At 42.5% G+C, this 17,809-nt stretch carries 12 protein-coding genes; 6 read left to right on the top strand and 6 right to left on the bottom strand.

Annotated features, from left to right (window positions below):
• Positions 1-77: 77 nt before the first annotated feature.
• The 3 genes from GGE08_RS00855 (at position 78) to GGE08_RS00845 (ending at position 4,876) form a co-directional block, all read left to right on the top strand.
• Positions 78-2,840, top strand: coding sequence for a TonB-dependent receptor (locus GGE08_RS00855; protein WP_179383027.1), 2,763 nt, complete (start codon positions 78-80; stop codon positions 2,838-2,840).
• Positions 2,841-3,002: 162 nt separating this feature from the next.
• Positions 3,003-4,511 (top strand): F0F1 ATP synthase subunit beta, encoded by a 1,509-nt coding sequence (gene atpD, locus GGE08_RS00850; protein ID WP_179383026.1) that lies wholly within the window; start codon positions 3,003-3,005, stop codon positions 4,509-4,511.
• Positions 4,512-4,597: 86 nt separating this feature from the next.
• Positions 4,598-4,876, top strand: coding sequence for a F0F1 ATP synthase subunit epsilon (locus GGE08_RS00845; protein ID WP_127140606.1), 279 nt, complete (start codon positions 4,598-4,600; stop codon positions 4,874-4,876).
• A 99-nt stretch (positions 4,877-4,975) separates the two neighbouring features.
• On the opposite strand, the gene GGE08_RS00840 is transcribed toward GGE08_RS00845, so the two are convergent.
• The 3 genes from GGE08_RS00840 to GGE08_RS00830 form a co-directional block, all read right to left on the bottom strand.
• Positions 4,976-8,173 carry an AsmA-like C-terminal region-containing protein gene (locus tag GGE08_RS00840; protein WP_179383025.1) on the bottom strand — a complete coding sequence of 1,066 codons (3,198 nt, stop codon included), beginning with the start codon at positions 8,171-8,173 and terminating at the stop codon, positions 4,976-4,978.
• Positions 8,174-8,353: 180 nt separating this feature from the next.
• Positions 8,354-8,887 carry a GNAT family N-acetyltransferase gene (locus GGE08_RS00835; RefSeq protein WP_179383024.1) on the bottom strand — a complete coding sequence of 178 codons (534 nt, stop codon included), beginning with the start codon at positions 8,885-8,887 and terminating at the stop codon, positions 8,354-8,356.
• Positions 8,888-10,684: a M61 family metallopeptidase gene (locus GGE08_RS00830; protein WP_179383023.1), complete on the bottom strand. Its 1,797-nt coding sequence runs from the start codon at positions 10,682-10,684 to the stop codon at positions 8,888-8,890.
• Positions 10,685-10,887: 203 nt separating this feature from the next.
• On the opposite strand from GGE08_RS00830, the gene GGE08_RS00825 reads away from it, so the two are divergent.
• On the top strand, positions 10,888-11,274 hold the full coding sequence (locus tag GGE08_RS00825; RefSeq protein ID WP_179383022.1) for a DUF2007 domain-containing protein: 387 nt from the start codon (positions 10,888-10,890) through the stop codon (positions 11,272-11,274).
• 74 nt (positions 11,275-11,348) lie between these two features.
• On the opposite strand, the gene GGE08_RS00820 is transcribed toward GGE08_RS00825, so the two are convergent.
• Together GGE08_RS00820 and GGE08_RS00815 are read right to left on the bottom strand one after the other, a co-directional pair.
• On the bottom strand, positions 11,349-12,824 hold the full coding sequence (locus GGE08_RS00820) for an ArnT family glycosyltransferase (protein ID WP_313790876.1): 1,476 nt from the start codon (positions 12,822-12,824) through the stop codon (positions 11,349-11,351).
• 94 nt (positions 12,825-12,918) lie between these two features.
• Complete coding sequence (locus GGE08_RS00815; protein ID WP_179383021.1) at positions 12,919-14,415, bottom strand: PLP-dependent aminotransferase family protein; 1,497 nt, start codon at positions 14,413-14,415, stop codon at positions 12,919-12,921.
• A 96-nt stretch (positions 14,416-14,511) separates the two neighbouring features.
• On the opposite strand from GGE08_RS00815, the gene GGE08_RS00810 reads away from it, so the two are divergent.
• Positions 14,512-16,341 (top strand): TonB-dependent receptor plug domain-containing protein, encoded by a 1,830-nt coding sequence (locus GGE08_RS00810; protein WP_179383020.1) that lies wholly within the window; start codon positions 14,512-14,514, stop codon positions 16,339-16,341.
• Positions 16,342-16,449: 108 nt separating this feature from the next.
• Positions 16,450-17,319 (top strand): cupin-like domain-containing protein, encoded by an 870-nt coding sequence (locus GGE08_RS00805; protein ID WP_179383019.1) that lies wholly within the window; start codon positions 16,450-16,452, stop codon positions 17,317-17,319.
• Between the two features lie 2 nt (positions 17,320-17,321).
• On the opposite strand, the gene GGE08_RS00800 is transcribed toward GGE08_RS00805, so the two are convergent.
• Complete coding sequence (locus GGE08_RS00800; protein WP_409553421.1) at positions 17,322-17,807, bottom strand: regulatory protein RecX; 486 nt, start codon at positions 17,805-17,807, stop codon at positions 17,322-17,324.
• Positions 17,808-17,809: the final 2 nt, after the last annotated feature.

Genomic DNA, 17,809 nt, shown 5'->3' with positions numbered 1-17,809 from the left:
TGAAATAAAAAAAAATGTATCTTCCCGATTGATACTTAACATGCACAAAAAACTAATTTAACTCTAATCCATAGCAAATGAAAAGACTTATGTTTGTTTCCCTAATGCTACTGGGTTTGGCAACCACCTACGGCCAAACCACTGTAAGGGGAACGGTAGTTGATGAAAACAATGCCCCCATTCCTGGGGCCAACGTGGTCTTGGTTGGAAAAGCGGAAGGAACCACTACGGACTTTGATGGGAATTTTACCTTTAATACAAGTGAAGTGCCCCCATTTAAACTTCAATTTTCCAGTATTGGTTTCTCGGATTTCACAGCGAATGTCACTTCAAACAACCAAACACTCAATATCACACTTTCCGAAGCAAACACCATGCTGGACGAAATTGTGATATCCGCTTCGAGGACGCCTGAACGTATTTTTGAATCACCCGTATCCGTAGAAAGATTCGGACTCAAGGAAATCAAGAATACTACCGCCGAATCGTTTTATGGTGGACTTCAAAACTTAAAAGGGGTTGATATCAACACCAACAGTTTAACCTTTCAATCCATCAACACTAGAGGTTTTGCAACTTTTGCAAACAACCGATTTTTGCAATTGGTCGATGGAATGGACAACACCGCCCCCGGTCTGAACTTCGTTTTGGGTAACCTGGTGGGGATGTCCGAATTGGACGTACAAAGTGTGGAAATCCTTCCGGGAGCTTCTTCCGCATTGTACGGTGCAGGTGCCTTTAACGGTATCTTGTTCATGACCAGTAAAAGTCCTTTTGACTTTCAAGGAATCAGTGCTTACGCCAAGGGTGGGGTAACTACCCAAGACGCTGCAGGAAGCAATTTTTATAAGGATTTTGGTATTCGAGCTGCCCATGCCTTTAGCGATAAATTGGCAGTTAAGGCCAACCTTTCCGTATTGACCGGTGAAGATTGGCACGCCAACAGTCGTGTGGACTTGAACAACCCAGGCGCCGACCGTTCCAATCCGGCTTATGATGGATTGAACGTATATGGTGATGAGGTATCCACAGTCTTGAATTTTGACGCTGCCGCAGGATTTCCTTCCGGAACCGTTGGATCAGCCCTAATTTCCAGAACAGGATATGATGAAGCAGATTTGGCGAACTATAATGCGGAAAGTGTGAAGACCGATTTTGCTGTGCACTACCGTCCGTTTGCCAACGATTTGGAGATTATCTTGAATAGTAGGATTGGTCGTGGTACCACTATCTATCAGGGTGCCAACCGTTACGCAGTAGCCGGGTTTACCATGCAGCAACATAAATTGGAAATCAAAAACGATAACTTCTTTATTAGGGGTTATATCGTTTCCGAAAATTCTGGAGATGCTTACGATACCCGTTTTGCGGCGATTAACGTAAATAGGGCCTGGAAGTCGGATACCCAATGGTTTACTGATTATGCGCAAGCCTATATTCCAACTTATTTAGGCGGTATTCAAGGAGCTGGTCTTAGCCCAGATGAGGCATCTGCCCAAGCACATATTGCAGGGCGACAAGCTGCCGACCAAGGTAGATTGATTCCGGGAACACCAGCTTTTGAGAGTACATTCAATAGAGTGATCAATGATGGTGACTTGACTACGGGAGCTAAATTTATCGATAGGACCAAATTCCGTCACGTGAACGGAAATTACAATTTGGCACATCTTATTGATGATTGGGCCGATGTTCAAATTGGCGGATCATTTAGAGAGTATGTGTTGAATTCCAATGGTACTATTTTTACCGATATAGATGGACCAATTTCTTATAACGAATACGGTGCTTATCTTCAAGTGCAGAAGAAGTTTTTGGATGACCGTTTAAAGTTTACAGGTTCTGCCCGTTACGATAAAAATGAGTTTTTTGATGGATTTCTTTCACCGAGAGTATCGTTGGCATACACCTTGGGAGAGGAGCGTAACCATAACCTAAGGGTTTCCGTACAGCAGGGTTTCCGTAACCCTACCACACAGGATTTATTCATTGGGTTGAATGCCGGTCGTGCCATTTTGGTAGGTTCTGCACCCGATAACTTGGATAGGGATGTTCGTACTTTCGACGTTAGTGAAAGCGGACAGGCTTTAATTGGACAGTCTACTGTGGAAATCGTAGGACGTGAAGCATATGAAAACGCTTACTCCACCAGTTCCTTGCAGGCTGGTGCACCTGAAGCAGTAAATACACCTTTGGTTCAACCAGAGGAAATTACAGCCTACGAGTTAGGATATAGAGCCCAAGTAGGTAAGTTTACCATTGATATGAGCGGTTATTACAACAGCTACAGTAATTTCTTGGCCAATACCACCACAGCGGTACCCTTTTATGGTGAAGCAGGGGATGGAGGTCTATCTCTCTTGGCTTTACAGAACGGGGATTTTCAGGTTTACCAAACTTATACCAACTCCGAAGCGGACGTTAATTCCTATGGAGCAACCGTTGGTGTAGATACCAAACTGGGTAATTTTGATTTAGGCGTCAACTACACTTTTGCCGAATTGGATATCGATGAAGGACGTTTCCCAGACTTGAGAACCAACTTCAACACGCCAAGACATAAGGTCAAAGCATCTTTCGGAAACACAGCATTATTCAAGAATTTTGGGTTTAATGTGAATTATCGTTGGAGTGATACCTATTTCTGGGAAGCCTCTTTTGCGGATGGTACTGTCCCAGCATTCACCGTATTGGATGCACAGATCAACTATGCTGTACCAAGCATCAAGTCTATCTTTAAGCTGGGCGGGTCCAATATTTTGGGAGACGAATATTTTACGGCCGTAGGTACCGGTTTTATCGGTTCCATTTACTATTTGTCATGGACCATAAACCCTTAAACTACAGTTGAAAAGATTGAAAAAAGGCGTTGGGTTTTCCAACGCCTTTTTTATTTAAAAAAAAGCTGAAATCGGTTTCTGAATAAAAATGTAAAAGCATATCTTTGCAGCCGAAAAATCAGCGGATATTTTCCGCGTATTCAATTAAAAATAAACATACTAATGTCTAAAGTAACAGGTAAGGTTGCCCAAATTATAGGCCCGGTCATTGATGTTGAGTTTGAATCAGGGGTAGAAATCCCAAGAATTTATGACTCCCTTGAAATTGCAAAAGCTGATGGCTCAAGATTGGTTTTGGAAGTACAATCACACATTGGTGAGAATACTGTAAGAACCATTTCCATGGACTCAACCGACGGATTGAGTAGGGGTGTTGAGGTCGTAGCTACCGGAAACCCAATTCAAATGCCGATTGGCGAAGAGGTGTACGGACGTCTATTCAACGTAATCGGTGATGCAATCGATGGTTTGGAGGAACTGCCTAAAACTGGAGACAACGGACTGCCCATTCACAGGGAAGCTCCAAAATTTGAAGATCTTTCCACTTCAACCGAAGTACTTTTTACGGGTATCAAAGTAATCGACCTTATCGAGCCTTACGCAAAAGGTGGTAAAATTGGATTGTTCGGTGGTGCCGGGGTAGGTAAAACGGTATTGATTCAGGAGTTGATCAACAACATTGCAAAAGGTCACGGAGGTTTGTCCGTGTTTGCCGGTGTTGGGGAACGTACACGTGAAGGAAACGACTTGCTTCGTGAGATGTTGGAGTCCGGTATTATCAAATACGGTGACGATTTCTTGCACTCCATGGAAGAAGGAGGATGGGACTTGTCCAAAGTAGATAAAGCTGCCATGAAACAATCCAAGGCGACCTTCGTGTTCGGTCAGATGAACGAACCACCAGGGGCACGTGCCCGTGTGGCATTGTCTGGATTGACCATTGCAGAGTATTTCCGTGATGGATCAGGCGAAGGACAAGGAAAAGACGTTCTTTTCTTCGTAGATAACATTTTCCGTTTCACCCAGGCAGGTTCTGAGGTATCCGCACTTTTAGGTCGTATGCCATCTGCGGTAGGTTACCAACCCACATTGGCAACAGAGATGGGTGCCATGCAGGAAAGGATTACATCCACCAAAAGAGGTTCCATTACATCTGTACAGGCGGTTTACGTTCCTGCGGATGACTTGACGGATCCTGCGCCGGCGACCACATTTGCTCACTTGGATGCAACAACCGTACTATCCCGTAAAATTGCCGAGTTGGGTATTTATCCCGCTGTGGATCCTTTGGATTCAACGTCTAGGATTTTGACCCCTGAGATTTTGGGTAAAGAGCATTACGATTGTGCACAGCGTGTAAAAGAGTTGTTGCAACGATATAAAGAGCTTCAGGATATTATTGCCATCTTGGGTATGGAAGAACTTTCTGAAGAAGATAAATTGGCCGTAGGTAGAGCTAGACGTGTACAACGTTTCTTGTCTCAGCCATTCCACGTAGCAGAGCAGTTTACCGGTATTCCTGGGGTATTGGTTGATATTAAAGAGACCATTAAAGGATTTAACATGATCATGGACGGTGAACTAGATCACCTTCCAGAATCTGCCTTCAACCTTAAAGGAACCATCGAGGAAGCCATTGAAGCTGGAGAGAAAATGCTCGCGGAAGCATAATGTCATTCCTGCGAAAGCAGGAATCTCATCGGAAATTTAGTCAAAGTTAAAAGATTCCCTTTTGCACGGGAATGACAAAAGAAAATATGTATCTAGAAATCGTATCACCCGAAGCTACTTTATTCTCAGGAGACGTAACTTCAGTTACCGTTCCGGGAGTAAACGGTGAGTTCCAGATGTTGGAGAACCACGCACCAGTAGTATCCCTGTTACAAGCTGGAAAGGTTAAATTGAAAGGTAACATCACCATTGATGAAGCATTTGCCAATAAATTTTCCAAAGGAAATAATGGAGAGACTATTTTGGCCATCAGTAGTGGAACCGTGGAGATGAAGGACAATAAAGTCATCGTCCTAGCCGATTAAAATAAATGAATTCATTCATGTAAAAGCCGTTCCCATGGGAGCGGCTTTTTTGTTTTTGGTACCCAAGTATTGGTAAAATGACAGATAGAATGAAAATTGCTATTTATCCTTCCCCAAAGAAACTTTATAATCGTCGATATTCCCGTGGATCTTTAAGTTGAGGTAGCGAATTTTCTTGGTAGGGTCCACTTCAATAATCTTGTCGTCTGTGGGAATGGAGTCCTTGTCCTTTTTATTGCCGAACAACTTATATACTGCTGCCCTTTTCACGGTTTTCCATGGGATTCTGACGTAATATTCTATATTCTGCTCCATATCTTGGGTGCCGGAAAGCTCCATATGTCCGAGGGTAGATTCAATGGTCATGTCGGGGATGGTCATCTTTCCTTTGGTAATGTCCAAACGATTCTGAAGGGTATCGAACCGGACATTTCTCAGGTTTTTATCCCCCATATAGTCGGACAGCATAAGCATGGGTTTATAATTCACCAAACGTCCGTTGAGTACTTGAACTTCCATGTGTATTTCCGATTCGTCCAGATCGGGAACCAAATCGGGGTAAACCCTGATTTTCCCCTTAATCTGTGATGAAACCTTTCCATGCAAATTTTCTGATACCAGATGGTCTTGTCCAAAGTTTTCAAACTTGAACAACAATTGGTCCAAATCCACATCCTTAAGTGTTAGGTTGGGACTCAGGTAAATTTGCTTTGGGTCGCTACCGTTAAAGTACCCCGACAGATTAAACTGTCCACCGGCAGCCTCCATGCTCAAGGTGTCCACATATACATAATGGTCTTGTGTGGTGCGCAAACTGGCATTGATATTCTTAAAATCGATTCGATTGCGGATAAAGTGCCCTACGCGGACATCAAATTGCATATCGGTAAAAGGCAATTCATAAATATTGAATGCTGTTGCATGTTTCAATACGGTGCTGGAATCGATTTCCAAGTTGTTTTTTGGTGTTGGGGCTGCGGTATTGAAACTGAAAAGCTGGTCATAATCGATATAGTTGGCATTCAGCGTTAAACTATTATCGCGTTTTTTAATGCTCTGGTCCTGCCCTAAATAATAGTTGAGGCTTACGTCAAAAACCGTTCTTCCAATTTGGCCATGTAGATTTTCGATGACCAACTGTTCGTCCTCGTAATGTATGCGACCGTTGAAATCCTGAAACCGCATGGGATGTAGGTGCATTTTGGTATCCAATCTATCCACATCCAAGTCAATGGAATGCAATGCCGAATCCTTGTAATGCATACTGGAATTGATGTGCATGGTCAGGTTTTCAAATTCTTCATGTCGGTATTCCTCAGGGACATAATTTTCACCGTTGTATGAGAACAAATCTTCTAGTCGTAATAGGTCTGATGCCAAGGTGATATCGAGGTCTACATCCCCATTGAGCGTATCCTTCATCCAAAACCGGTAGTCGTGGACCAATCCGTTCAAGTGAAAATCGGAATCGTCTATCTCTCCGATAAAATCCACTATTTTAAGATCTTTGTCATCAATGAGGACGTCCGCATGAAAATCATGCAATCGGTGGGGGTAGTGTCTGAGTTCTGCATACAGGCTGTCCACGAAGAACTCACCTTTGGGCAAATGCTCGGTTTCCGTAAAGTTTTTAGCGGATGCAACAAGGGAAAAGCCAGCACTTAAGTTGGTAATCTGTTCATTGATGCCCTTGTTTGCTGTCGCAGAGTATCCCGTCAATTCGGCAAGGTCGAGCATTTTCGATTGAAGATCCAGATGCACTTTTACAGGTGTCTCTGTATGGTGTACGATGGATGGCAAGTCCGAAATATAACCGGTCATGGAAAGGTCGGAATTGCCCATGGATATATTGAAGGTGTCCATAGTCGCCTGTTTGCCCTTCATAATAAGATGCACATCAAGTTGTTTTAGGGGAGCCGGCATATTGGATGACGCAATACTTAAATTGGTTACTTTGAGCTCACTGAAGTACGCCTGATTCAGGTCGCTAAGCGCACTTTCGGGATTGTCCAGGTCTATAACGTCATGAAAATTCATCTTTAGTGAAACATTCCCCGAAGCATTTTCAATTTCGGTAAGGTTTAAAAACTTGGTCATGAATGCCAAATTGAAATCCACATCCAATCGCATATCCACCTCAGGTTGCTCAAAGTTTTCGACCATAATGGAGCCCGAAAAATTTCCCGATTCCAATTTTGCGTTCATATTGGCCAAGGAAAATTTCATGGTTTTTAAACTACGATCTTTCCCGTTGGTGAAATACCCATTAAACCCCATTTGGTTGATGCGCTTTCGCTCCTTGGTGTTTTCGAGAAAGGCTTCACTGGCACCAAATTCAGCCTCAATAAAAGGCATCTTTCCATCCTTGAGCGGCCCTTGTACCACGCCGTTAAAGTAAATGTTCCCTTGGTTTTTGTACCGTTCCAAAACTGGGATAAGGTCATCCGGAGCAAACGCGATGAACACATCAAAATTGGGTTTGGTTCCCTTGACCTTTAGGTCAATGTTCATGTTGTTTTTGGTTTCCAGTGAACCATCCAATTCAAAGTCGCCATGCTCCATGGTAATACTGGACGGCTTTATCTGAAGAACGCCTGTTTCTTCATTGAAGTTGATATCGGTATTGAGCTTAAAATCTTTATTATGGATATAGGTCTGGTTTCCGTTGTCGAAGATATTTAACAGAAACTCGGTCTCCATATGTGCATTGATGAGGCCATCACCCCACTGGAATCCGCCATCGGCCTTATGGATAAAGGTTTCAATATCCATGTTTGTAGCTTCGTCCAACTTGTGGATATCTAGTTTTTCCAGTTTGATTTTTTTCAGATGTATGTGGAAAGGTTCGACTTCTTCGGTTTCGCTGGCACTTTGGAGCGCGTTTTGAAGATTGTTGGTACCATCGGTATGCATCACCAGATTGAAAACTCCCTCTTTAACCCGTAGCGACTGAATGTCGTAGTTTCCTTGTACGATATCCCAAAGATTTAGGCCGACATAGAGATTGTCCACCTCTGCAATCAATGGAGCGGACTCGGTTTTGTTCTCGTAAATCTGAAGATGGTACAACTTCATGGAGATGTACGGAAAGTTGCCAAACAAGGACAACTTGGAATCAGCCAAAGCAATACGACCCTCGTGCTGTGCATTGAGCGCGGATATCTGGTCTTGTATGATGTCTTTTTGCGCCTTATGGATATAGAGCAACAAAGCCCCAAAGAACATTGTGGGCAATAGGATGGAGATAATGATCAACCGCAACCAAAACTTTCGCTTTTTTAAAAATATGAATTTCATATCCGCTATACTGTTAATCTAGAACCCATTTTTAATGGGTATGTTTGATATTCAAGCGTTCCGTAAAATAAAGGTTGAGGAATTTTAACCGTTTCAAACCTAGTTTGAAACCACTAGTATAACTCATCATCACGATGAATTATTGCAGGCCAAGCTGGCTTTTTGAAAGGTTTCTTTAGGTCAGCGTTCCAAGAGTAAGATACACCATTCCCGTTCACCAGTTTGATAAATAGTTAGAGGCTTAAATCCAACCGCTTTATGTGCTTCAAGGGACCTCCTGTTTTTGCCATCCACTTCCGTAATGACCTTGTCAAAGCCTTTCGGCAATTTTTCCTTCATGGTTCGGTACAACTTTCTAAAAATACCTAGTCTCCGATGACTCTTGGCCACACAAATTTGACCCATCACCATGTAATTGTCCTTAGGCCCAAGCACTTTTTCGATTTCATGGAACATGGGTCGGAGTACTTCAATGGCATCTGCAAAATTGGGGTGCATGCAAAGTGCGTAGCCTACAACAACCTGTTCATCCACCGCGATAATGTGTCCACACATAGCGTTCATGGCTCTAAGGAGATCTAAATCATGCTCCACTGTCACAAATCCTTCTTTCTCCCTTTCTTCTTTACTGATATTTTTGGGTAAGTTACGCTGCTGAAGGTCCAGAATCTGTTCCAGCTCCCTCACCGTTTTTGCTTGCCTGTAAATGATCATTTACTTCACTTTGAGCCAAGCTTTGCGGTGCTCCAGGACTTGTTTGGATGGTATTTCATCCTTGTCCTCCATCAAACTAAAGACATAATCTGGACTGGGGGTCAAGGTTATTTCGGTGGTTTTTTCTTCTCCAAAACGGGTGAATTTCACCTCTAATGGTTCGCCCAAAGCAAATTGTTTCAAGTAGTCATCAAACGACTGTTCTTCCAGAAAAGGTTCGTTATTGATGCTTAAAATCAAATCACCATTGTCCAACCCGGCTTTGTACGCTGGACTTTCGATTTTCGTGTTCCTGAGAATCATATAACCCGATTTATCAGGATTTATCGAAACATAGGCCCCAAAATAGGCCGAGGCTTCAGGCTGTTCCAAAACCACACCAACGGAGGTCATTAAGTTTTTGTAGTCGGGCATATCACTTTTGTAGATATACTGGTTGAAGAAGTCGTCGCCAAAAGTTTTGCCTGCGTACGCATTCAACGCATCATGTAAATTTTGAATGGTATAGGGAATTTCTGGTTTTCCGTATTTGTTCCAAACCAATTTCATGTAATCATCCAGATTCAATCCTTTTTCGCGAAGAGAAAGGTCCAGGGCCAAGCCCAAAACACTGCCGTAGGAGTAGTAGGAAATGAACATATTTTCCCGGTTGACTGGATCTACAGACGTAGCAGCATCCACAAAAGGGGCCTGAAAACTCATCTCCATGGGATTAAAGAATTGTCGCGCCGGGGAGTTCCAAACATAATTAAAAGTTCCGGCCAATCCTTCTACATAATCTTTAGGTGAGGAAAGCCCTGCTCTGCACAGGATAAGACCGGTGTAATAGCTGGTAAATCCTTCGGCAAACCAAAGTGCACCGCTCATGTTGGCTTCCTCAAAATTAAAGGGCTCCAAGGTCTTTGGGCGGATACGCTCCACGTTCCATGCGTGAAAAAACTCGTGCGAAACCGTCCCAATGTTACGTTCCATGCCTCCGTTGGCCAAGCTACGGGTGCTCGTCAAAATAGTAGAGTTCCGATGCTCCATGCCATCGCCCGAAGCATTGGGAATGTAGCAGGCCAAAAAGGTGTAGCTTCCATAATCAAAATCGGGCAGTTCGCCATATACCTCTTTCTCGGCCATAACGACCTTTTTCACCTTTTCAAAATATTCGTCTGCTTCCGCTTCGGTACCGTTATGGTGCAGCGCAAGGTTGATGGTCTTCCCATCTACTTCAAAAGAGCGAAGCATATAATTGCTGATTTCCGTAGGACTGTCCATAAAATAGTGGAGGTTGGAGGCGGAATAGGTGGTGCCAGATACCAAAGGCAACTGGGTGGCCACTTTCCAATCTAAATCCTCGCGGAGGTCGAACGTTACTTCGATGTTGCGTTCGCTCAGTTTGGGAGCAAAAATAAAGGTAGCTGGAATGTTCAAGTGAGCATGGGTTTCATCTACTTGGGAATAAGTACCATCGCCCCGATTGGCAAACAAAATATAGCTTATGTTGATGGTGCCATCGTGCCCGCTGACTTCCCATGCATAGGGATTGGGACGGGTAATTTTTAAAGCTTTCCCTTTGCTGTCCGTGGCTTTGAAATCATATACATTCTTGGCAAATTCATGGAGTGCGTAGCGACCTGGAGAGGTACGGCTCATCCGGAATTCCACAGTCTCCTCTGCCAAGTTGGGAAAAGTGGCTTGAATGACGGCCTCGTGGTGTACGGCGTTCTCAAAGGAAATGTGATAGGTATTGGTCTGGGCATTTATGAATAGCCCAACACATAGAGCGAAAAAAGTAAGGGTAAATCTCATTTTTGGCAAAGGTTTAAGAGCAACCAAGATACGGTTTAATCTGCGTAAGTGCTAGATTTGTGGGAAGGAGAAACTTTTTGGCAGCTATTTGAAAAAATCGACTATTTTAACAAGAAAATGAGCGATTGCCATATTGTTTGTACGTTTTAGTACGAAGGAAGAAATAACAAAGGGGCTGCCATAAGTCAAAAATATAAGGAAGCATGAAAACAGAATTTCACACATTGGGTACGTTTGAGTTTCCTGCCGATGCCGTGGTCATTAAGGGAAAATTGGAAGCGGAAGGCATCCCTGTTTTTTTAAGGGACGAGGCTACCATTAATTCCGACCCATTAATCAGTGCGGCCCTTGGTGGGGTCAAGCTCCAAGTCTATTCCACCGATAGGGAACGGGCCAAGGAAATTTTTGACGAAGTGCGCAACTACGCCACGGACGAATTTGGCAATCCAGTGGTATGCCCCAATTGCAAGGCGACCAAATCCGAAATTTATTATTCCCGTAGCAATGTCTTCTATAAATTGTTCCCGTTTTTTGAGCCCAGGAAGTATCAATGTATGAACTGTAACTTTATTACACGCCCGGCAAGTTGAACGTATTTGCGACTGGAATTTCAACAGCGGCAGTTAAAACCGTGATTTCTACTGTTGTTGAGGGAGCTTTATCATCACTCTAATCGCTGGTAAATAAGCCCACGGTCTACGGTAGCCCTTAACTCGTAATGTTGGGCCAAGTAGGCGTCGATATAGGTGTTGTACTGGACTAATTTTTCGTAAAAAATGCGTTTTCCCTTTCTAGCTACTACGATTTTGGGCTGAATGACCTCCATGATGTATTGTAGTTCCTCAAGACCTGATTTACTGGGATTGTTCATGTAGGGAAACAATTCTTCGCGGGCAATATTACTAGGGTGGGTTGCGGCTGAGGTCGGAGGCAATTCATCCAACTGCCAATACCCAATATGGTATTCCGTAAAGAAGATGTTTTCTGTTTCCAGCTTATGGTCCAAAATATACCTTGGCACGTCTATCCCTTCCCCATTGTAAAAGGAGCCCTTTTTCAACTTGTTGGAAACAATGTTTCCATATTCCAAATAGGATTCCATCGGAATCAAAATAAGGAGTACGATAACAATCGGGCTAAACTTTTTCGGAATCACAGGTAGTTTGCTCCCGGCCATGCCCAAGGGAATCAAAATAAATGGATATAGTTGGATGAGATAATGCCCGTTCACTTTCCCTGCTTGAACATACGAAAACAATATTCCAACAACTACAATGGTTAACAGTTGTATTCCTTTTGATTTCCAATCCGCCCACTTAAAATAGTAAATACCACCCAACAAGAGCGCAATGGTTCCAACGTAAGGCAAGGTTTTCCATGGTGAATGAAATTTCCCCTTAGAATAGGCCAAAGGCGCTTCAAAAATGGATTTCCACCAAACGTCTGAAATTCCTTGAAGATAATAGGGGAGTAGTGTACAAAGAACTGTTACCATGAAGCCGACTCCCATGAACACCAGATGTTTCAAATTTATCCAAAGCCGTTTGGTATGAAATCCCTCCCAGAGGTAAAAAACGCCCAAACTTAAAACGGGATAGGCCATGTTGAGCTTGCTCATTACCGAAAGCCCCAACAGGAGTCCGGCCGTAAAAAACCATTTACTATCCTCTTTGGTGAACAGAATGAAGAGCGCTGCCACAAAAAAGAAAGTACAAATGTGCTCCGACATCACTCCTTGCAAACTGCCAAACAGACTTTGAAAAAAAACACAGAATATCGCCACCCAAAAGGCTATCTTTTTTGAGGTGATTTTTGATGCAATACCGTAGGTAAATAAGGCGGTAAGCCCAACCAACAACGAACCAAAAAAACGAATGGCAAAGAAGCTTTTCCCGAAAATTTTGATGATGATGGCAAAATAGAGAAATGTAATCGGTGGTTTCAGGTCCCACAATTGGGTGTAGGGCAAATACCCGTTCACCCAAGATTGTCCCATCAAAATGAAAGTGCTCTCGTCCCGGTCCACGTAATCCCTAAAAAAGAAAGGGAAACGGATGAAAATTGAGACTACGACCAAAACAAAGACGACTGTTTTCCAGTCCAGGTCTTGATACCTTAAGGAACGTAATTTTTTAAGCACGGTGGTATTCAGCTTTTTTGGTCATTTATTATCCTCTGTGCAAGATATAAATTTGAATGTTTAGGGAGACCATTTTTAAACGGTCTCTTTTATTTTATGCAGCGATCAACTGATGGTACGCTTGTTTTAACTTTTCCATTGCGATTTTAAGCTCTTCCTCGCTTAAATGGCCAAAACCAAAACGTATGGCGCAGGTATTTTTATCTTGATAGAGAATCGTTTTTGGCAGGAATAAATCCAATTTTTCAGCCTCTTCGGCTAGTTTTACCAGAGATATGGGATTTTTAAATCGCAGCCATAGGGCAAGTCCTCCAGAGGGTATTTGCCAATCAAGTATATCGTCAAAATGTTCTTTTAATAAAGTGCATAACGCATCTCTACGTTGTTTGTAGGTTACTATATTTTTCTTCGTGAGCCGGTATATTTCACCTTCGGATATCAGTTCGGATAGCATTTGTTCCTGTATGAGGTCGCCTTGGGTGTCCAATAATTGCAAGTAATTATGGGCCTCTGTAATGACCTGTTCGGGTGCCACGACAAACCCAGTATGAAAACTCGGAAATAAAGATTGTCCCAGTTTGCCCAAATAAATCATATTACCATTGGCATCTGCACTGGCCATGGGCAACATCGAAGAACCCTCAAACTGAAAATCATGGTCAAAATCGTCCTCAATTATGGCAAAACCATGGATTTTGGCCAATTCCAATAATTGCAGTCTTCTTTTGGTGCTTAAGGTGATGGTGGTAGGGTAGTCCCGATTGGAGCAAACATAAATACACCGAATTTTCCCATGTACACAATGCTTTTTGATATAGCCCACATCCATTCCCTCATCATCTACAGGTACTGTTTTTATTTTTGCCCCTGCTTGTTGAAATATCATGTTGGCCACGTAATTGCTCAGTTGTCCTACCAGTACCAAATCGCCCGGATGTATCAGTACCCGCGAAACTATATACAGACTCATTTCGGTGCTCCGGGTATTCAATAAATTGGTTGGTTTGATATGAAAGCCCCTGGTGGCATTTAAGTAATTGCAAAGTTGTTTGCTAAAAACTGAAGGAACCAAGGCGCTTGTTCTATTCCATTTGTTGATCAATGGTTTTCGTTTCATTGCAGCGCTATACCACCTGGAAAATTGGTGCACAGGATGTAATCTTAAATCGGGCTTACCATCATTTATAGAATATTTGGCGGTGGTCTCCTCTCTGGTAGATGCTAAATTAAAGGATTGTTGGAATGGAAATCCCGGACTTATGGGATACTGGTATGCCTGATTAATATGCTGTGTATTTGCCTTGATCTTTACCTCGGAACCTTCTGGCACCACCACAAAAGTTCCTTTGTTGGGAATAATGTTTACCCATCCTTGCGAGGCCAATTCATCATAGATGGCCACAGCAGTATTGCGGTGAACGTTCAATAACTCACTTAAAATCCGGGTACCCGGCAATTTGCTGCCTTTTTCCAAATACCCTCTCTGAATGGCGTTCATGATTTGCTGTGCCACTTGCACATACACAGGCTGTACAATAGACTTATCTATGGATACAAGCTGGGTCAACAAATCTAAAACCGGACTATTCATTATTTTAAAAGTGGACTAGTTTAATCGTCCGGAAAGTTAGGACTTTTGCAGTTCTAATGGAAACGACTTAAAAACATACGTTACAAGCTCAAAATAATGAAGAAGTTAATTTTACTTTCTACGATGCTCCTAGTTGGTGCTTTTCAAGTACAAGCCCAAGAAGACGATACTGTCAAGATAGATTCGTTGAGCGAAGTTGTAGTGATCGCCAACCGAATCAACCTTCCATTCAAGGAAAATTCTAGAACCATAAACATTGTAACCTCCGCTCAAATTAAAAACAGTGCAGCGGTTAATGTAGCGGATTTATTGCAACAAGTTGCAGGTGTAGATATTAGAAGGCGCGGTACAGGGGGTAGCCAAGCTGATTTGTACATACGAGGTGGTGGTTTTGACCAAACCTTATTGCTTATAGATGGCGTTAAAATGGACGATCCGCAAACGGGTCACCACACCATGAACGCAGCTTTGCCCTTAGAGGTTATCGAACGGATAGAAATTATAAAAGGTCCAGCAGCTCGGGTTTTTGGACAAAACGCCTTCACGGGCGCCATCAATATCATTACAAAGAAGAGTTTGAACAATTCCGTTTCCTTAAATGTGGAAGCGGGTTCTTTTGGTCAATTAAATGGTAGCGTAACTGCAGGGGTGGATAAGGAAAACTCTTCGCATATCATACATGTGGGAAGGGTAACCTCCGAAGGATATAGAAATAACTCGGATTACGATAATGCCAATTACTTTTTAAAAAGCACTTTTAATAAAAATGCGCAGCCCATTATATTGACAGCTTCATTCTTGGAGCGTAATTTTGGGGCTGAGAACTTTTACACCACCAATCCTACATTTAACGAGTACGAGGAAACCCAAAATAGTCTTTTGGCGTTATCTACCACCTTCAAGAAAAATAACCTAAAAATACAGCCAAGACTCTATTGGAAACGTAACCAAGACTTGTTTCTCTTGAGACGAAATGACCCCAGTTTTTTCAGAAACATGCATATTTCCAATAAGATTGGCGTGGAAACCAATGCTTCTTATGCCTCTAAATTGGGAATTACTGGTTTTGGAGTGGAATTTTCTAAAATCTATTTAAGAAGTAATAACCTGGGCAATCGAAACCGTTTCATGTCGAATGTGTTTTTGGAGCATCGCTTTAGTATAGCGGATAACAAGTTGGATATTACTCCGGGTGTGGCGCTAACTTACTTTTCCGATTTTAAATTCCGTGCCTTTCCTGGTTTGGATATAGGGTATAGCCTTACCAATAATTTTAAGATATATGGGAATATTGGTTATACCTATCGCATACCCACTTATACCGATTTGTTTTACAATGACCCTGTTTCCAGTGGTAACGAAAATTTGGAACCAGAAGAAGCATTTGCACAGGAATTTGGTCTAAAGTATACTACGCCTAAAGTTAACGCCAGTATCGCTGTATTCAATAGAGACGCGGATAATCTTATAGATTATATCAGAAACGATGTTTCTGAGGATGTATTTGTGGCAACCAATATTACAGAGGTAAATACCAAAGGTTTGGAATTGGACGCTGCCTATAATTTTTTGTTCAAGGATTTTACGCAAACCTTAAGTGTGGGCTATGCGTTTTTAGATGACAATATTTTAGATCAAAATGAGGAACTATCCCGTTACTCTTTAAATACGCTGAAGCATCAATATACCACTCGCTTGAGTACCCAACTGTTTAAAAATGTGCGCCAGAATATCATCTATAAGTATGCAGAACGGACTACAGGGCAAACCTATAATGTTTGGGACGCTTCGTTGGGAATCAAAGTAAAGCAGGCAGAGTTTACCATTACCGCAAGCAATATTTTCGATGCGGATTACATAGAAGCAGGATTTGTTCCAATGCCGCCAAGCAATGTATTATTTGGTTTGCGCTATAGTTTTAAATAGCACCAAACGAAGTATCCCAGTATAAGTCAGGCCAGTCTCAAAAGGATGGGTTTTCGTAACCATTTCAAAACGTTTTCGTAATTTAGCTTTTGCTAATTCCTTGAAATTTTGAAGCTGAATCTTGAACAGATACCTCGGGAGAAGACCCTTTCCAAGGAAGCGTTTCTCCAAAACTATTTCAAGCCCCAAAAACCGGTGGTCATCGAACGGTTTATTGAGGATTGGCCAGCGTATTCCAAATGGAGTTTGGACTACATGAAAGAAATTGCGGGTCACAAGGAAGTTCCTTTGTACGATGACCGCCCTGTGAAGCACGACGAAGGCTTTAACGAACCACATGCCAAAATGAAAATGGCGGATTATGTGGATCTTCTAAAAACTGGCCCTACCAAATACCGGATATTTCTCTGGAATATTTTAAAGGAAGTCCCCGAATTGCAAAAGGATTTTTCCTATCCCGATTTTGGACTTCGGCTGATGAAAGGACTGCCCATGCTCTTTTTTGGAGGTGAGGATTCCTACACCTTCATGCACTATGACATTGATTTGGCCAATATCTTTCACTTTCATTTTGAAGGGAAGAAGGAGTGTATTCTTTTTTCTCAGGAAGAAACCAAGTTTTTGTACAAGGTGCCCCACTCCTTGATCACGAGGGAGGATATCGACTTTGCCAATCCCGATTTGGAACAATGGCCAGCGTTACAACATGCCAAGGGACATGTAACCCGTTTGGAACACGGAAATGTGTTGTACATCCCTGAAGGGTACTGGCATTATATGAAATATGTGACCCCTGGTTTTTCGATGAGCCTAAGGGCCATCGCCAGAAAACCCAAAAACCTGGGCAGGGCGATCTATAACATCTTCGTGATGCGTCATTTTGATAATTTGATGCGCAAAATCAAAGGGCAGGAATGGATTGATTGGAAGAATGAAAAGGCCGTGGAGCGCACCCAAAAACTATTGCTGCAGAACTGAACCTATTTCACGAGTTCGTTCGCTTTTTCGTAGACCAAGTGACTTTCCCAACCCCGATAGAGCAGATAATCGGCCAATTTTTTCTTTTTTTTGAACGGATTGGTCTCCTTGATTTGACCCAACCTTTTTTTGGCCAATTCATCAAACGTTTTTAGGTAATCTTCGTTCTGGATTTCTGCCAAGGCACTTTTGATGTTGTATGTAGAAATATCCCTAAACTTAAGTTCCCGAACAATCCTGTTCGTACCCCATTTTTTGATTTGGAATTTACCTCGGGCAAAAGCTTTGGCGAAGCGTTCCTCGTTCAGGTAATTTTCTTGGATAAGATGTCCCACAATTTGGTCGATGGCCTCAGGAATCATGTTCATGGACTTCAGTTTGTCCATCACCTCTTTGTGGCAACGTTCTTGGTAGGCGCAATAATGCTCCATTTTAGCCGTAGCTTCCTGAACCGAATAATATTTTTTTGGGGATTCGTACGTGGCCATCA

Origin of the sequence: Allomuricauda sp. ARW1Y1 (assembly GCF_013407935.1) — a bacterium.
Lineage (GTDB): Bacteria > Bacteroidota > Bacteroidia > Flavobacteriales > Flavobacteriaceae > Flagellimonas.
The sequence above is the reverse complement of the archived record's forward strand: the minus strand, read 5'-3'. Positions and strand labels throughout refer to the sequence as shown.